This window comes from Rahnella sp. BIGb0236 (assembly GCF_004364755.1).
Lineage (GTDB): Bacteria > Pseudomonadota > Gammaproteobacteria > Enterobacterales > Enterobacteriaceae > Rahnella > Rahnella victoriana.
Genome location: NZ_SOAO01000001.1, coordinates 176283 through 194721 on the forward strand (window position 1 = coordinate 176283; position 18439 = coordinate 194721).

The 18439-nt window shown below is 55.0% G+C and carries 11 protein-coding genes; 5 read left to right on the top strand and 6 right to left on the bottom strand.

The window, feature by feature from the left end; all coding sequences use genetic code 11:
• Positions 1-18: 18 nt before the first annotated feature.
• Both EDF78_RS00795 and EDF78_RS00800 read left to right on the top strand, forming a co-directional pair.
• On the top strand, positions 19-2193 hold the full coding sequence (locus tag EDF78_RS00795) for a type I secretion system permease/ATPase (RefSeq protein ID WP_229921189.1): 2175 nt from the start codon (positions 19-21) through the stop codon (positions 2191-2193).
• The gene (locus EDF78_RS00800) at positions 2193-3368 is read left to right on the top strand and encodes an HlyD family type I secretion periplasmic adaptor subunit (protein WP_119824869.1); all 1176 of its coding nucleotides are present in this window, start codon (positions 2193-2195) and stop codon (positions 3366-3368) included. The genes EDF78_RS00795 and EDF78_RS00800 overlap by 1 nt, the downstream gene beginning before the upstream one ends.
• Before the next feature lie 57 nt (positions 3369-3425).
• Here EDF78_RS00800 and EDF78_RS00805 read toward each other — a convergent pair whose 3' ends face one another.
• The 3 genes from EDF78_RS00805 to EDF78_RS00815 form a co-directional block, all read right to left on the bottom strand.
• Positions 3426-4736, bottom strand: a complete 1311-nt coding sequence (locus tag EDF78_RS00805) for a Fic family protein (RefSeq protein ID WP_133822274.1) — start codon at positions 4734-4736, stop codon at positions 3426-3428.
• Between the two features lie 153 nt (positions 4737-4889).
• Positions 4890-6536, bottom strand: a complete 1647-nt coding sequence (gene fumA, locus EDF78_RS00810; RefSeq protein WP_133822275.1) for a class I fumarate hydratase FumA — start codon at positions 6534-6536, stop codon at positions 4890-4892.
• 190 nt (positions 6537-6726) lie between these two features.
• Complete coding sequence (locus tag EDF78_RS00815) at positions 6727-8238, bottom strand: anion permease (protein WP_133822276.1); 1512 nt, start codon at positions 8236-8238, stop codon at positions 6727-6729.
• Positions 8239-8976: 738 nt separating this feature from the next.
• Here EDF78_RS00815 and EDF78_RS00820 point away from each other — a divergent pair.
• Complete coding sequence (locus EDF78_RS00820) at positions 8977-11754, top strand: flavocytochrome c (protein WP_133822277.1); 2778 nt, start codon at positions 8977-8979, stop codon at positions 11752-11754.
• 23 nt (positions 11755-11777) lie between these two features.
• A complete protein-coding gene (locus EDF78_RS00825) occupies positions 11778-12740 on the top strand; it encodes an FAD:protein FMN transferase (RefSeq protein WP_133822278.1) in 963 nt (320 codons plus the stop codon).
• On the opposite strand, the gene dcuR is transcribed toward EDF78_RS00825, so the two are convergent.
• From dcuR to EDF78_RS00840, 3 genes are all read right to left on the bottom strand, one after another.
• Complete coding sequence (dcuR, locus tag EDF78_RS00830; RefSeq protein WP_095925708.1) at positions 12734-13453, bottom strand: two-component system response regulator DcuR; 720 nt, start codon at positions 13451-13453, stop codon at positions 12734-12736. The two genes, EDF78_RS00825 and dcuR, sit on opposite strands and share 7 nt — an antisense overlap.
• Positions 13450-15069 (bottom strand): sensor histidine kinase, encoded by a 1620-nt coding sequence (locus EDF78_RS00835; RefSeq protein WP_133822279.1) that lies wholly within the window; start codon positions 15067-15069, stop codon positions 13450-13452. The genes dcuR and EDF78_RS00835 overlap by 4 nt, the downstream gene beginning before the upstream one ends.
• Positions 15070-15304: 235 nt before the next feature.
• Complete coding sequence (locus EDF78_RS00840; RefSeq protein WP_095925710.1) at positions 15305-15622, bottom strand: RcnB family protein; 318 nt, start codon at positions 15620-15622, stop codon at positions 15305-15307.
• A gap of 356 nt (positions 15623-15978) precedes the next feature.
• Here EDF78_RS00840 and EDF78_RS00845 point away from each other — a divergent pair, with 356 nt between their 5' ends.
• Entirely contained in the window at positions 15979-18390 is a 2412-nt protein-coding gene (locus EDF78_RS00845) for a membrane-bound PQQ-dependent dehydrogenase, glucose/quinate/shikimate family (protein ID WP_133822280.1), read from the top strand.
• Positions 18391-18439 lie beyond the last annotated feature (49 nt).

The window sequence follows — 18439 nt, forward strand, 5'->3', positions numbered from 1 at the left end:
AATTAGGGAAGAATGAAGATGAAAAAAGAGACCATGTTAGATAAAGGCTACACCGCCTGGCTGAAAGCCATGCTCGATATCGCCAAGCACTATCGTCTGGACTATTCAGAAGAACACGTCAAAGCCACCATCGCGTGGGAGATGGGTTCTCCGGCCGACGTGGTGCTCGATGAAATGGCCAAAAAACTCGGACTGGGGCGCGTGACGCGTGATTTCCACCCGCGAGATTTGGATCCGGTTTCCGTGCCGTTTGTCATTACGCTCGATAACGGGCGACTGGGCGTGGTGACGCATATGGACGCCAGCGGCCAGTGCGCCGTGCAGTTCACGGAAGATCAGGGTCTGGAAACCACCTTAACGGCTGAACAACTTGCTGAGCGGGCGCAAAGCACCACCTTGCTGCGCCCGCTGCACACCATTCCTGATGCGCGTGTTGATAACTACATCAAACCGTACAAGAAAAACTGGTTCTGGGATCTGGCGCTGAAAGACTGGCGTCGTTACAGCGACATCATGCTGGCCTCCATGATTGCCAACGTGCTGGCGCTGGCGGGCATGCTGTTTTCCATGCAGGTGTATGACCGCGTAGTGCCGTCGCAATCCATCCCGACGCTGTGGGTGTTATTCGGCGGCGTGATGCTGGCGATTATTTTTGAATTCGTGATGCGCATGGTCCGTGTGCATATTTCCGATGTGGTGGGGAAACGCGCCGATCTGCGCATTTCTGACCGCGTATTTGGCCGTGCGCTGCGCATTAAAAACAGCGCCCGCTCCAAATCCACCGGATCCTTTATTTCGCAAATCCGCGAGCTGGAATCCGTGCGGGAACTGATCACCTCGACCACCATCAGCGTGATGGCCGATCTGCCGTTCTTCCTGCTGTTTACGGTCATTCTGTGGATGATCGGCGGGCCGCTGGTGTTTGTGGTGTTGCTGGCGCTGCCTTTGCTGCTGATCCCCGGTTTACTGATCCAGAAACCGCTGGCGAAGCTGGCAAACGAAGGTATGCGTGAATCGGCGGTGCGTAACGCCTCGCTGGTCGAAGCGGTGGAATCCCTCGAAGACATCAAACTGATGCGCGCCGAACAGCGTTTCCAGAACCAGTGGAATCACTGCAACGAAGTGTCGGCGGATATCAGTATGCGTCAGCGTTTTCTGACCAGCATGCTGATGACCTGGACGCAGGAAGTGCAGTCCATTGTCTATGCGGTGGTGTTGCTGGTCGGCTGCTATCTGGTGATGAGCGGCGACATGACCACCGGGGCGCTGGTGGGGACGACCATTCTGGCCTCCCGTACCATTGCGCCGCTGGCGCAGATTTCCGGTGTGCTCTCCCGCTGGCAGCAGGCGAAAGTCGCCCGCAAAGGGCTGGATGAACTGATGCAGCGCCCGATTGATCAGGAAGATGGCCGGAAGATGGTGCATAAGCCGCAGATCACCGGCGAATACGCGCTCAATGACGCGGTATTTTACTACGACGAAGAAGCCAAAATGGTCAATCTGGCCATTGCGCGTCTGAACATCAAACCGGGCGAGAAGATTGCCATTCTGGGTAAAAACGGTGCCGGTAAATCCACCCTGTTGCAGGTGCTGGCGGGCATGCAGCAGGTGCAGCAAGGTCAGGTGGTGCTCGACAACGTCAACATCAAACAGATTGATCCGGCGGATCTGCGCCGCGACGTGGCGCTGCACAATCAGCACGCGAACCTGTTCTTTGGCTCGGTGCGCGACAACATCACCATGGGGCGTCCGCAGGCCACTGACGAGGAAATCCATCAGGCGCTGGTGATCAGCGGGGCGCTGACCTTTGTGCAGCAAAAAGAGGACGGCCTGAACTTCCTGATCCACGAAGGCGGTGTCGGGCTTTCCGGCGGCCAGCGTCAGGCGCTGTTGCTGGCGCGCAATATCATCCTCCAGCCGCAGGTGCTGCTGCTCGATGAACCGACAGCGTGGCTGGATGAGATTTCCGAATGGAATCTGATTACCCAACTCACCACATGGGCAAAAGACAAAACGCTGGTGATCGCCACGCACCGTCTGGCGCTTTTACAACTGGTGGATCGCATCATCGTGATGGATAACGGCCGTATTTCCCTCGATGGCAACAAAGACGAGATCCTGAATAAGCATTTCAGGCAAAAAGGACAGACCGCCGCAGCCAACACACCGCCGGTGAAACAGGAGGCTTCATGATGAACGGACGCAAAACCTTTCAGCGTCAGCGGGCGGAAAAAGCCCTGCCGCGCTCTACCATTCTGGTGTGGGCATTGTCACTGATGCTGCTGTGCTTCTTCCTGTGGGCGAACTTCTACACGCTTGATGAAGTCACCACCGGCACCGGCAAAGTGATCCCCTCGTCGCACGAGCAGATTGTGCAGTCGCTGGAAGGCGGCATTGTGCATTCGATTGATGTGCAGGAAGGCGAAGTGGTGGAGCGCGGACAACGTCTGGCGCAGCTGGATCGCACCAAAACCGAATCCGGGGTGCAGGAAAGCGTGGCGCGCTTACATGCGGCGCTGGCGACGGCGGCGCGTTTAACGGCGCAAATCAACAACACGCCGCTGACCTTTCCGGCAGAACTGGATGATGAGCCGGAACTGGTGAAGTCGGAAACCGAGCTGTATAACTCCAGCCGCACCAGTCTGGAAAAACAGTTATCCGGACTGAAGCAGGGCGTTACGCTGATCCGCCGTGAGCTGGCGATGACCACGCCGCTGGTGAAACAGGGCGCGGCCAGTGATGTGGAAGTGCTGCGTCTGCAACGTCAGATCAACGAAATGGAAAGCAAAGCCACCGATCTGGAAACCCAGTACAACGTGCGTGCCGGTGAAGAGCTGGCGAAAGCCAACGCCGAAATCGAAGCCCAGCGTTCGGTCATTTTAGGGCGTAAAGACTCGCTGAACCGTCTGGAATTCTTCTCGCCGGTGAAAGGGATTGTGAAAAGCATCGACGTGAACACGGTGGGCGGGGTGATCCCGCCGAACGGCAAGCTGATGACGCTGGTGCCGATTGATGATCAGATGCTGGTGGAAGCACAAATCTCGCCACGCGATGTGGCCTTTATTCATCCGGGTCAGAAAGCGAAGGTGAAAATCACCGCCTACGACTATTCGATTTACGGCAGTTTTGACGGCGAAGTGACCACCATTTCCCCTGATACTCTTCAGGATGAAGTGCGGCGTGATGTATACTATTACCGCGTGAATATCAAAACGCACGCCAATTATCTGGAAAATAAGCACCACGAGAAGTTCTATATCTTCCCCGGCATGATTGCCACGGTGGATATTAAAACCGGCAATAAAAGTATTCTCGATTACCTGCTCAAACCGCTGAACAAAATGAACGAGGCGCTGAGAGAGCGTTAATCAGCCCGTCATCCGCCGTACCGCAGATGAAAGTCTGCGGTACGGTTATGGGGTATTTCAGCCAAACGACCTGAGGCTATTCGCCAGACTGTACGCGGTCTTCTGGCCGTTGGTTTGATATTCCCCGGCAAGCGTTTCCCGCACCAGTGCCCGCAGATCCGTTCTTGCAGTGTTATCTGACACGCCCAGAATGTCGCTGATCTGTGCGGCCGAGAATTCAGTATCAGGCCAGGCTTGCATAATATTGAACAAGGCAAACTGACGGCGTGTCAGCCGGTGGAATGCACCCGATTCGAACAATATTTTCTCTGCCACGGCCCTGCGTTTTAACATCGTCTCGATATGTTCCAGATAATGATTTAATGCGCGTTTCACGATCTGCATCTGAAATTCGATAAAAAAGGTCAGATCCATGCCGTCGGATTCGGTGTACTGGTAACTCTGCGCGTATTTTACCGGGGCGGCATAAAGCAGGCTGCTGATGGAAATATACTGAAAAGCGTCGTATCCGGACTTTCTCAGCGACCAGTAAAATAATGCGCGGCTGGTGCGTCCGTTGCCATCCCTGAAAGGATGCTCATGCGCCACCATAAAATGCAAAATGCAGGCACGGATCAGCGGATGGATATAACCGCCATTTTTCCCGTTGGCCCAGTCGCAAATAGCCTGCAAACGTGGGGTAATCTCCGCGGCGGGTGGCGGCTGATGGACGACATTGCCGTCATAGTCTGCGATGACCACATCGTCGGTGGTGCGGAAATCGCCGGGAACATATCTGGCATCATCAATACCTCCCATTCCCGTCGCATGAAATTGACGGATAAGGCTGATACTCAGCGGCTCCTCAAGATGCGCGGCGATCTCCTTCATCAGGCGGGCATTCCCGGCAATCATGTGCTCACTTTCCGTGCAGGGTTTGCGACCTGATTCAAGCATTTTCCACGCCACCAATGTGGTGGTATTGGCCCCTTCGAGTTGCGAACTGGTGATGGGTTCTTCGTACTGCAAATGCACCAGTGCTGCGCCGATATCGGAAAGTCGTTTCTGCTGCTGGCCCAGCGCCAGTGTGGTCGCCAACTTGTCTGCCTGTTCGCAGACTTCCGTCATCAGCGCCGTCTGGTTGAAGCCCGCCTGCTGATTTTTAGTGTTGGCATAGCCGATAAACTGCATGGCGGAATGACGCGTCCGCCGGGTAAAACTCCAGGCCGTGACCGGATCCAGTCCTTTGGCAACGCGATACTGATACTTATGCCATGGCAAATAGCGACCCTGTTCATCGATCAGTCTGGCGCAGGATTGATATTGAACATAGTGTTCGCCATGAAGGCTCTCCAGCGGAACCAGCACGGGAGGAAATTTTATAGCCATAGGGAAACTATCTCAAAAATTAACGATATTGAGATAGTCTACGCGCATCTGACTGGACGTCAAACAGACAGAAAGGTGCTGTGTGGGAAGGGTGATATTGATTCCAAAAAAAGCCCGCCATTGCTGGCGGGCCTCTGTGTTACTCAGGCTTTCTTACTTCACGCATTTCGCGCAGGTACTGGCATGGATTTGCTGGAAGAAATCGTTGCCTTTGTCATCCACCAGGATGAAGGCCGGGAAGTCTTCCACTTCAATTTTCCAGATGGCTTCCATCCCCAGTTCAGGGTATTCCACACATTCCAGACTCTTGATGCTTTGCTGCGCCAGCACCGCTGCCGGGCCGCCGATGCTGCCGAGATAGAAACCGCCGTGTTTGTGACACGCGTCGGTCACCTGCTGGCTGCGGTTGCCTTTTGCCAGCATGATCATGCTGCCGCCGTGGGATTGCAGCAGATCCACGTAGGAATCCATGCGGCCAGCGGTGGTCGGGCCGAGGGAACCGGACGCGTAACCTTCAGGGGTTTTCGCCGGGCCTGCGTAGTAAATCGGGTGATCTTTGATGTACTGCGGCAAGCCTTCGCCGTTATCCAGACGCTCTTTCAGTTTGGCGTGCGCAATGTCACGACCGACGATGATCGTACCGCTCAGCGACAGGCGGGTAGACACCGGATATTCAGAAAGCTGAGCCAGGATTTCTTTCATCGGACGGTTCAGGTCAACCTTCACCACACCGGCTTCGCCCTGCTGACGCAATGCTTCAGGGATGTATTTGCCCGGATTGTCTTCCAGTTTTTCGATCCAGATGCCGTCGCGGTTGATTTTGGCTTTGATGTTACGGTCTGCGGAGCAGGAAACGCCCATCCCGACCGGACAGGACGCGCCGTGACGCGGCAGACGCACCACGCGGATGTCGTGAGCAAAGTATTTGCCGCCGAACTGTGCGCCCAGACCGAGGTTGTTGGCTTCCACCAGCAGTTCCTGTTCCAGATTCACATCACGGAATGCCTGACCGTGTTCGTTACCTTCGGTTGGCAGGCCGTCGTAGTAATGGGTGGAGGCCAGTTTCACGGTTTTCAGCGTGGCTTCCGCCGACGTACCGCCAATCACAAACGCGATATGGTACGGCGGGCAGGCTGCGGTACCCAGCGTACGCATTTTATCCACCAGATAATCTTTCAGCTTAGCCGGGGTGATCAGGGCTTTGGTTTCCTGATACAGATAGGTTTTGTTGGCGGAGCCGCCGCCTTTAGCGATGCACAGGAATTTGTACTCGTCGCCATCGACGCTGTAGAGGTCGATTTGCGCAGGCAGGTTGGTGCCGGTGTTCACTTCTTTGTACATATCCAGCGCGGCGTTCTGGGAATAGCGCAGGTTATCTTCAATGAAGGTGTTGTAGACGCCCTGAGACAGGCTGGCTTCGTCGCCGCCGCCGGTCCAGACGCGCTGGCCTTTTTTACCCATGATGATCGCGGTGCCGGTGTCCTGACAGGTTGGCAGGATCCCTTTGGCGGCGATTTCAGAGTTACGCAGGAATTGCAGCGCGACGTATTTGTCGTTTTCGCTGGATTCCGGATCATGAAGAATTGACGCCACCTGTTGCTGATGCGCCGGGCGCAGCATGAAGGAAGCATCGTGGAAAGCCTGTTGTGCCAGCAGGGTCAGCGCCTGAGGTTCAACCTTTAACACCTCTTCGCCGTCGAAATGGCTGACAGAAACATGGTCTTTGGTCAGCAGATAGTATTCGGTGTCATCTTTGGAAACGGGGAAGGGATTTTGATAATAGAACGGTTTGTTCGACATTGTTTTCTCACTTTTTCCGTTTTTGCCGCCACGGGTGGGACTGTTGACTCGGTAGAGCAGAGGTGTTCGGGGCGACGTTTATATTCGATCTGTATGTTGCCAGCCAAATACACAGGCTGGCAACGGGGTTTATATGTTTTCTTTCAGTAAATGCTCTGTTAATGCTTTGTGGGTGATTTTATCGCCACACTCAGAACATCATGACCATCCACGGATACCCGATCACCAGTAAGGCAATCAGGAAGATAGCGCCGAAGATGGTACCGAGACGCCAGTAATCTTTGGTCGGCAGATAACCACTGCCGTAATAAATGGGGCTTGGGCCGGTACCGTACGGGGTGATGATCCCCATGACGCCCAGAGACGTCACCATCAGCAGACAGAACACCTGCATGTTGATGCCCGGAATGGCAGCACCAATCGTCAGCATCGCGGGCAACAGCGCGGTGGTGTGCGCCGTGGTGCTGGCGAACAGGTAGTGCAGCAGGTAAAACGCCAGCAGCAGGGCGATGGTCGCCGCACCCGGAGAGATACCGCCCATCAGCGCCGCGCCTTCTTTACCCAGCCAGGCGATGAAGCCGGTGCGGGATAAGCCGTCAGCCAGTGCCACCAGCGTGGCGAACCAGGCGAAGGTGTTCCACGCCGGTTTGTTGCTGGTGATGTCATTCCAGTTCAGCACGCCGGTCCACAGCATCAGCACCACGACCAGCAGTGCGGCCATTGCCGGTTCAATAAAGCTTGCCGCGAAAATCCACATTGCCAGCGCACAGCATACGAAGACCAGCAGCAGGATTTCATGACGGGACATTCTGCCCAGTTTTGCCAGCTCAGCGGTCGCCCAGCGCGGCACTTCGTCATTGATTTTCACTTCCGGCGGATAGAACCAGTAGGCCAGCAGTGGCATGGTCAGCAGAAGCAGCAGACCGACCGGCAGGAAGGCGATGAACCAGGTGCCCCAGGAAATGTTAATACCGGTGACGCTGTTCACAATACCCAGCGCCAGCAGGTTAGGGGCCAGTGCAGACAGGAACATGGAACTGGTGATACAGGCTGCGGTGATCGCCACCCACATCAGGTAAGAACCGATTTTACGCGCACTCGGGTCATTCGGTTTTGAGCCATACAACGGCGGCAGGTTGGCGATGATCGGGTAGATCGTGCCGCCGCTGCGCGCGGTGTTGGACGGGGTGAACGGGGCCAGTAACAGGTCCGCAAAGGTGATGGCATAACCGAGCGTCAGGCTGCGGCGGCCCAGATATTTCACCAGGATCAGCGCCAGACGGCGACCGAACTGGGTTTTATCGTAGCCCGCGGCAAACATGAATGCGCCGAAGATTAACCAGACCGTTGAGTTACCAAAACCGCTGACCGCCCATTTAAAGGACTGCGCCGCGGTTTTGAATTTCGGATCCGCCAGCTCAGCCGGGCTGAACAGCAGCCATTGACTGAACAGGGCGATGACCACCACGCCGGTTAAGCCGATCACCGCACCCGGCAATGGCTCGAAGATCAGACCGATAATGACACCGACAAAGATGGCAAAGAAATGCCATGCATGAGGTTCCAGACCGGCAGGGACCGGAACCAGCAGCAACAGCACGGACACCAGCACGGGAAGTACCATAAAGATCCAGCAATTTTTTTTGCCGGATCCGGCATTTTTCGCTGGCTCTTTCACCGCAGTTTTTGTTGTTTCGCTCATAATATTTATCTTAGGTAGTTAGGAATATTGTGATGATGCATAGGTAAGATGTTGTCTGGTTTTTTTAGTTACTTAATCTTTTTTTTAGTTATTCAATAGTGGCATGTTAATTGCCTCGTTATTGTTATTTGCCCTGAGTACTTCGTATTCCCCGTAAGAGGGAGGAAACATTTATATAATGCGATTTCCCTGGTTTTTACTGTTGATCTTGATCAACAAAATACAGCGATGAAACTCTTTTTAAATGAAATAAAATGACGCCGAAGTCAGGTGCGGGGAAAATAAACGCCGACGGATGCGCGGAGGCTCCCAGCAGAAACATGACGGCAAAAATGGAGTAGGCGAAATGAGAGTGATTCACAGCGGAACAGGCCGGTCACTGACGACCCTATGCAACTTGCCAGACGGCGAACTCCGTGATCTGCAGGGAAAAAAGGGTGCGCAGGATGTAATAATAATCCCATCAGTTAAATACAAATAAGCGCGGAGTTTGCATCCGTGTAATTATTTAATTTAACCGTTAACATATTTTTAATATAACAGGTGTTAAGTTAATAGATAAATAGTTAATTAACTAATGTAAGAGGTTTTGAAAGTAAAAATAAAACTATATTAAAAGTATGACATCGGCATCGAAATAAAAATAACGAATAATAATTCGACACTCCACAACGCTTAACCGAAATAGCGCGCCGATAACGAATTCAGAAATTAATAATTAAGTTTGGAGTCACGATTATGAGCAACAAAAATGTGTTACTGAGTCCGTTCACTTTGCCAAATGGCACCGTGCTGAAAAACCGTATCCTGATGGCGCCGATGACCACCTGCACCGGTTTTTATGACGGCACGGTGACCAGTGAACTGGTCGATTATTATCGCGCCCGTGCCGGCAGCATCGGCACGGTGATCGTGGAGTGTTGCTTTATCGATGATAAAGGTCTGGCCTTCCCCGGTGCGATCGGCATCGACAATGACAGCAAAATCGACGGACTGGCGAAAATCGCCGCCGCCGTGAAATCTCAGGGCTCGAAAGCGGTGTTGCAGATTTATCACGGCGGCCGCATGAGCGAACCGAAACTGATCGGCGGCCAGCAGCCGGTGGCACCCAGTGCGCTGGCGGCGCCGCGTGAGGGTGCTGCCACGCCGGTGGCGCTGACCGCAGAAGAAGTGGACGCCATGATCACCAAATTCGGTGAAGGCGTGCGTCGTGCGATTGAAGCCGGCTTTGACGGTGTCGAAATCCACGGTGCCAATACCTATCTTATTCAGCAGTTCTTCTCGCCAAACTCTAACCAGCGTGACGACAAATGGGGCGGCAGCCGCGAGAACCGCGCCCGCTTCCCGCTGGCCGTTCTGGATATCACCCATGAGATGGCGAAGAAATACGCCGACGACGCGTTTATTATTGGTTACCGTTTCTCACCGGAAGAACTGGAAGAGCCGGGTATCCGCTTTGCTGACACCCTGTACCTGCTGGAACAACTGGCGGCGCGCGGCCTCGATTATCTGCATTTCTCCCTCGGTTATTCGCTGCGTCCTTCCATTGTCGATACCACCGATCCGACACCGCTGATCGACAAATATGTCGCGATGCGTTCCGACACGCTGGCCAAAATCCCGGTGATGGGTGTGGGCGGGATCGTCAATATCTCCGACGCTGAGAAGGCGCTGGAACACGGTTACGACATGATCGCCATCGGTAAAGCCTGCATTGCTTATCCGGACTGGACTGACCGTATCGCCGCCGGTCAGAAACTTGAGCTGTTCATCGACAGCACCCAACGCGAGGCGCTGACCATTCCTGAGCCGCTGTGGCGCTTCTCGCTGGTTGACGCGATGATCCGCGACATGAGCATGACGTCGAAGAAATTCAAAGCCGGTGTGTTCCGGGAAAAAGTGCAGGACGCGAACCACGAGCTGGCGCTGAATGTCAGTCTGGACACCGATCGCATTGCCGATATCGTGCTGGAAGCGGGCGCGGATCTGGATGTGGAATTCACCACCCATTTTGACATCATCCGCAGCCGTATTCTCGACGCCAACAGCCCGCACGTCGATGCAGTCACCGGCGCGACCGAGCAAAGTGAAGCGGTAAAAAAAGCCGTATCGAAAGCCATTGCCAAATCCTGTAAAGCGCAGTTGCTGGAAGAGGGCGGCAACCTGAATGCGCCGCAAAGCTATGACGTTGTGGTCGTCGGCAGCGGCGGTGCCGGTCTGGCCGCGGCGATTCAGGCGTGTGACGAAGGCGCGAAAGTGCTGATCGTGGAGAAAATGTCGACCATTGGCGGTAACACCATTAAAGCGTCAGTCGGCATGAACGCCGCTGAAACCCGTTATCAGCAGCTGAAAGGCATTGAAGACAGTAAAGCGCTGTTCTATCAGGAAACCCTGAAGGGCGGCCAGTTCAAAAACAACACCGTGCTGCTGAAAGAGTTTATCGAGCGCGCACCGCTGGCGGTGGAATGGCTGGCCGATCACCAGATTGAGCTGAGCGATATCACCATCACCGGCGGCATGAGCATTGACCGTACGCACCGTCCGGCGGACCGCAGCGCAGTAGGCGGCTTCCTGATCAGCGGTCTGGTGAAAAACCTCAACAAGCGCAATATCGACGTGATGCTCGACACTTCCGTCACTGAAATCCGTTATGCCGGTGGCGCGGTGCAGGGCGTGCAGTTGCTCAATGACGACAATGAAGTGCTGACCGTGAACGCCAAAAGCGTGATCGTGGCGACCGGCGGTTTCAGCGCCAACCGCGACATGGTAGTGAAATACCGCCCTGAGCTGGACGGTTTCGTGACCACCAACCACAAAGGTGCGACCGGCAGCGGTATCGCCATCCTGCAAAATATCGGCGCAGGCACGGTGGACATGGGCGAGATCCAGATCCACCCGACCGTTGAGCAAACCACCTCTTACCTGATTTCCGAGGCCATTCGTGGCGGCGGTGCGATTCTGGTCAGCCAGGCGGGCAAACGCTTCTTCAATGAGATGGAAACCCGCGACAAAGTGTCCGCGAACATCATCGCGCTGCCGGAGAAATTCGCCTACGTGGTGTTCGACGAGCAGGTGCGCCTGAACAACAAAGCGGCTGACGAATACATCGCGAAAGGCTTTGTCATCAGCGGCAGTTCACCGCGCGAACTGGCGGCGAAACTGGAGATGGATTCTGACGCCTTCCTGGCAACGCTGGAAAGCTATAATGTGGCCGTTGATAAGCAGGATGACGTGGAGTTTGGTCGCCGCACCGCGCTGCGCCACCCGATCAATCAGGGGCCGTTCTACGCCATCCGCATCGCGCCGGGCGTGCATCACACCATGGGCGGCGTGACCATCAATACCGATACCTGCGTGCTGGATGCGCAGCAACAGGTGCTCGGCGGGGCGTATGCGGCCGGTGAAGTGGTCGGCGGCATTCACGGCGGTAACCGTATCGGCGGTAATGCCGTTGCAGATATCATTATCTTCGGTATCCTTGCCGGACAAAACGCCGCGAAATTTGCGATGCGGTAACCGTTCATCAGCAAGGATTTTCCATGACGCCAGACGATCGTATCTATGCTTATTCCGCTGTGTTGATGGGTTCGCCCATTCTTCTCAAGCTGTTTGAACATAACGAGAGTCTGGCGTCGCGCATTTTCAGGCTGATCAAATTGCAGGAAATCACCTTCACGGTGAACCGCCCGCACTCCGACATCATGGCGATTAACCATGCCGCCGGACGTGACCCTGTCACCGTCAGCGCGCCGGTGTTTGAGTTAATCCGCCGCGCCAAAGCCATCAGTTGCCTGCCAGACAGCAGTTTCAATTTCACCATCGGCCCGCTGGTCAAACGCTGGAAAATCGGCTTCAGCGGTCACAGCATCCCCGCCGCAGAAGATTTACAGGCGTTGCTGGCGCTGACCCATCCGCAGGATGTGATCCTCGATGAATCCGCGCGCTCGGTGTTTCTGCAAAAAGCCGGTATGGAAATTGATCTGGGTGCGATTGCCAAAGGTTATATCGCCGATGTAGTGCGCGATGCCCTGCGGGAAGCGCAGGTGGAGAACGCCTTAATCAATCTCGGGGGCAACGTGCAGACGCTCGGTGCCGGTGCGGAAGGCGCGTGGGGCATCGGCCTGAAAAAGCCGTTTGCCGATGCCGATACGCTGATTGGCGTGATCGGTGTGACCGGCAAATCGGTGGTGACGTCAGGGGTTTACGAGCGGTATTTCGAGCTGGACGGCCACTGTTATCACCACATTCTCGATCCGAAAACCGGTTATCCGCTGGATAATGAACTGCTCAGCGTAACCATTATTTCGCAGGACTCGATAGACGGGGATATCTGGACGACGTTGTTGTACGGAATGGGCGTGGAGAAGAGTCTGGCGTATCTGCCGCAAATTCCGCATATCGAAGCGATTTTCGTCACCCGCGACGGGCAGATCATCGTGTCATCACAGCGGCAGTTTACCTTCACGCCGCTGGATGACACTTATCAGATCACCACTTACTGACAGTATTGTTTGAGTAACGACGCGTGATCGGCCTGCAGACGGTAACGGTAGACCGGTCTGCCGGTGACGCCGTAATGAATACTGGTGAACAAAATGTTCATCTGCGCCAGCCAGATCAGGTATTTACGGCAGGACACCCGCGAAATATTCACCGAGCTGGCCAGTTCATCCGTGGAGAACTCAATGGTCGGATGGGCATCAATCCACTGACACAGCGTGCGTAATGTCTGCGGCGTTAAGCCTTTTGGCAGCTTTTTGGTGTCCGCTGCCGCCGGATTGCTGCCGTGGATCAGCCGGTCAACGTCGGACTGTTCGTAATACTGCTGATTATCCATCAGCGTTTTCTTCTGCTGCCAGCCGGTCAGTGCTTCCTCAAAACGGGAGAACTGGAACGGTTTGATCAGATAATCCACCACGCCGTAATTGAGCGATTTTTTGATGGTCTCGGCATCCGCTGCAGAAGAAATCACAATCACGTCGATGGGGCGACGGGCGTTACGCAGTTCAGGCAGCAAATCCAGCCCGTTATCCTGCTGCATGTACACATCGAGCAAAATCAGATCGATAGACAGTTCTGAATTCAAAACCAGATCTTTCGCCTGTTGCAATGTCGACGCGGTGCCGCAGCAGGTGAAGCCATCAATCTGGCCCACATAACAACGGTTAAGCTCTGCCACCATGGCATCATCATCCACTATCAGCACATTGATCAAGAACGTGTCCTCTCCGCATCCCAGGGAAGTTGTACAAAAAATTGGGTATAAACGTCAGGCTCGGATTCTACATTAATCATTCCGCCGAGGCTTTCCACTTGCTGTTTCGCCAGGAATAACCCCATGCCGCGTTGATCGCCTTTCGACGACACACCCTTTTCGAATATTGCGTCAATATTTTCCGGCTGAATGCCCGGACCGTCGTCGCTGACGATACAGGCCAGCGAGCCGTTCTGGTAATGCAGCAACACGCTGACCTCACCATCAGGCTGATCGCCCAGCGCATCCAGCGCGTTTTCTATCAGGTTGCCCAGCACGGTGATCAGCGCCGCCACCTGATCTTCATTGTTATTATCCGGCAGCAGACTGTCATCGCTGAGCGTCAGCAAATGCCGGGTATCCGATGCGCGGTTGATCTTACTCAGCAGGAAACCGGCAATCACCGGAGACTTGATTTTCAGCAGCAGGGAACCGATTTCCGCCTGATAGTTATTGGCGGTTTTGAGAATGTAATCCTCAAGCTGCGCGTAGCTTTTCATGTGCAGCAATCCGAGGATCACATGCAGTTTGTTCATGAATTCATGCGAACGTTCACGTAACGAATCCGCGTAGTTTACCATGCCACTCAGACGCTGCATTAACTGGCTGACCTCGGTTTTATCCCTGAAAGTACAGATCGCGCCAATGATCACGCCGTTATTGCGTACCGGCACGGTGTTGCTCAGCAGCAGGCGTCCCTTAAAGTTAATTTCTTCATCACGACGCGGCACGCCGGTATTAAGCACATCGCGCAGGTTGGCGATCAGCGGCAGTGATTCCTCGTGCGGCGTGACGTCCTGCGCGGTTTCCTGAAAGATCTGCCGTGCAGTCTGATTGATCAATGTGACATGAGCAAGATCGTCCACCGCGATCACGCCTTCCTTGATCGACTGCAACATCGCCTGACGCTGTTCAAACAGGGTAGAGATTTCGTACGGCTCCAGCCCGAACAAAATCCGTTTGAGCATTTTCACCAGACAATAGGTGCCCAGCGCGCCGACCATCATGCCGAATAACACGGTCCACAGAATGCTCCAGCGGCTTTTGTTGATTTGCTCGGTGACTCTGACCAGCGAAATCCCGATGGCGACCACGCCGATTTGCCTGTGATGATCGTCATACACGGGGGTAAACACGCGCAGCGCCTCATCGAGCGTGCCTTTGTTTATGGAGACATTTTCATTGCCGAGCAGCGCGGGATTGATGTCGTCGCCGATAAAATGATGACTGATCACATCGGCATTGGGGTGCGAGTAGCGGATGCCGTCCATATTGGTGACCACCACAAACAGCAGGTCGTTGCGCTTTTGCACCGCGCTGGCGATGGGCTGGATAATGCCGCTGTCCGGCGGCAGCGCCAGGGCATTTTTTATCTCAGGTAAATCCGCCAGCGTGCGCGCCACCGCCAGCGCCTTATCTTTTACACCGTCGCGCGTGGTATCGCTCACCTGCACGAAATACAGCAGATGAACCACCAGCAGGACAGACGCGATCACCGCGCTGATCATCAGAATGACAGAGGTACTGAGCTTCATGGGGTGCTTACGCACGGAAAGAGGTTGCTGCGAGTCGCTCATGGGAGCCCCGGAGAAAGAGAGCCAATAGCTCATGGGTGATGTCTGACAGTTCGCGTTGTTCGTCGGGTGTGATGAAGCAGAACACTGCGTGAACCATCCCTGTTCACGCATCATGATATGTCTGTTTGCCTGATACTTCCGCTCTTTATTACTTTCGAAAGTGAGAATGGCGGGGAAACACCCGTAAAAAAGGCCTGAATCGCTTCAGGCCTTTCTTTTCCATCACGATAACCCGTTACTGGAAGTAAATATCGCCGTTCTCGGCTTTGAGGATCTTGCCGTCGGTATCGGTGATCAGCGCGTAGCTGCCGCCGATGTAGGTCCAGTGGCTGCCCGCGTCCGGCGCAGGCAGGTGACGTTCCTGCCAGCCGACGATTTCATACGGCTTGGTGCGGTACAGCGCAGGCACCTGATCGCCAATGGCATAGAGTTTGGAATCATCGTAGAACGATTTGATTTCATGTGAATTCGACGCGGCAAAAGCCGTGTTCGCCAGCGGTAACAGGGAAGAAACGACCAGAGCTGACAACATTACAATTTTAGAATGACGCATAGATTATCCCGTTAAAACCATCAACTTAATGCCTGCCTCGGTGATATGCCGCCAGTCCGTTGTATGAGCAGTAAAGCCGAAGCCTGTGCTTTTTCTGTAGGACAGGATAATAGCGAGAAATGGCGCTCAGGCTGGGGGATTTTTTTGTGTCGAAATGCAAATGAATGAGGCGAAGGTTTTGTTGCTTTCCACATTATTCGTCTGCTTTGTAAACTTTTGAGACAAATAAACACTGACGAAATGTGCCTGAAAATTAACGATTAATCCTGTTTGCCGGGATGAAATCTGCGCTCAGGCCGGAATGTCGCCTGACGTTACATATCCTTTAATCACCCTCTCTCACAAAAGAAACCATCATGAACAGTAAACGGATCTTTACCTGGTCGTTCATGACCGGGCTGGTTATCGGGTTGATCGGGCTGGCTTATCTGGTGCTGGGGATCTGGCTGGCGGCACTGGGCGGATCACCCTGGTATATCCTGTTTGGTGCCGGGTATTTACTCAGCGGGATTTTCATTGCGCGGCGCAAAGCCCGGGGCATCTGGCTCTATCTGCTGACGTTTCTGGTGTGCTGCGGCTGGTCGCTGTGGGAAGTCGGCCTGGACGGCTGGCAGCTGATGCCGCGTCTGTTTGTGATGGCGCTGCTGGGCGTCTGGTGCAGCCTGCCCTGGGTCACCCGCCAGGTAATGGCAGACGGGGATAATCCCCGTGCCGGTACGCTGGCCGGGCTGGTGTACATCGTGGCGATTGCCGGGATTTTTTATACCGGCTGGCAAGTGACCGCGTCACGTTTTGTTCACCATCAGGCGATCCCCGCGCAGTCGGGCGATACGCCGCCAGCCGCCACGCCGGCAAGCAATGACTGGCGCTTTTATGGCCGGACAGAAGCGGGGCAACGCTATTCGCCGCTGACTCAGATCACCCCGGCGAATGTCAGTCAGCTCAAACCGGCATGGGAATACCATTCCGGCGATGTGATGAGAAAAGGCGAGGACAAGGGCGGGCGTGAATTCAATTTCGAAGTGACGCCCATCAAGGTCGGGAATTCCCTGTTTATCTGTACGCCGCACCGCGAGGTGATTGCCCTTGACGCCACCAGCGGCAAACAACGCTGGAAGTTCGATCCTAAATCTGACACCTCAGCCAATGAATATCTGGCCTGTCGCGGCGTGGCATACAGCCAGAGCGCCGACGACAAAGTGTGTCCGGAAAAAATCATCGCCACCACCAGCGAAGCGCGGATGGTGGCACTCAACGCGCAGACCGGTAAACCCTGTTCTTCCTTTGGGCAGAACGGCTTTGTCAGCCTGACCGACCATATGGGCGACGTGCCGCCGGGCTTCCACTTTATTACCTCGCAGCCGATGGTGATGGATGGCCGCATCGTGCTCGGTGGCTGGATTTACGACAATCAGTCCACCGGTGAGCCGTCGGGCGTGGTGCGTGCTTACGACGTAAATTCCGGTCAGCTGGCGTGGGCGTGGGATATGGGCAGAAATCCGCCGAATGCGCCGCTGAAAGCAGGGGAAGTCTACACGCGCGGTACGCCAAACGGCTGGGGAACTTACACCGGCGACCCGGCCCTCGGGCTGATTTACATTCCGCTCGGCAATGCGACGCCGGATTACTACGGCGCCAAACGCCGCCCGTTTGATGATAAATATTCCAGTTCGCTTGTGGCGCTGGATATCCATACCGGCGAGGAACGCTGGCATTTCCAGACCGTGCATCATGACGTGTGGGACTTCGATGTGCCGGTCGGCCCGACGCTGGTCGATCTGCCATCGCCGGATGGCAGCACGGTGCCTGCGCTGGTTCAAACCACCAAAATGGGGCAACTGTTCCTGCTCGATCGCCGTACCGGCAAACCGCTGGCGCAGGTGAATGAAAAACCGGTGCCGACCTCGCCGTCCTTGCCGGGTGAACGCCTTTCGCCGACGCAGCCGGATTCGGTCGGTATGCCCAATCTTTCTCCTGCCGATCTGAAAGAATCTGATGCCTGGGGCGCAACCCCTATCGACCAGCTTTATTGTCGTATTCAGTTCAAAAGCGCCCGTTATCAGGGACAGTTCACGCCGCCCGCAGAGGGCAAATCCATTGCCTATCCGGCCTTTGATGGCGTCATTGACTGGTATGGCGCGTCGGTGGATCCGATCCGCCATGTGCTGATCGCCAACACCAGCTATATCCCGTTCACCATGGAAGTGAAGAAATCCGCCGATGCCATCCGGGAAGGGCTGATGCAGAAATGGGCGGGCTGGACGAGCAAGCAACCGTACCCGAAACCGAAAGATTTCTCGGTCGGGCCACAATACGGCACACCGTGGGCGGCGATCGTCAAACCTTGGCTCAGTTTACTGGATGCGCCGTGCAGCGCGCCGCCGTGGGGGAAAATCGTGGCGATTGATCTCAATACCCGAAAAATTGCCTGGGAAAGACCGGCCGGGACCACACGCGACATGAACATTTTCGGTACGCACACCAATGTGCCACTGCCGACCGGGATTTTCATGATGGGCGCGGATGTGATCACGCAAAGCGGGCTGATTTTTACCGGCGCCACGGCGGATAATTATTTGCGCGCATTTGATGAAAACAACGGTAATGAACTGTGGCGCGCGCGGCTTCCGGCGGGCGGGCAGGCCACGCCGATGACCTATACCGGCGATGACGGCAGGCAGTTTGTGGTGATCGCCGCAGGCGGTCACGGCGGGCTGGGCACCACGTCCGGCGATGCGGTCGTGGCCTATGCGTTACCGGCCAAATAAGTGTTCCCGGTAACGCAGGATCATCAGAAGTGTCTGATGATGCCCACAG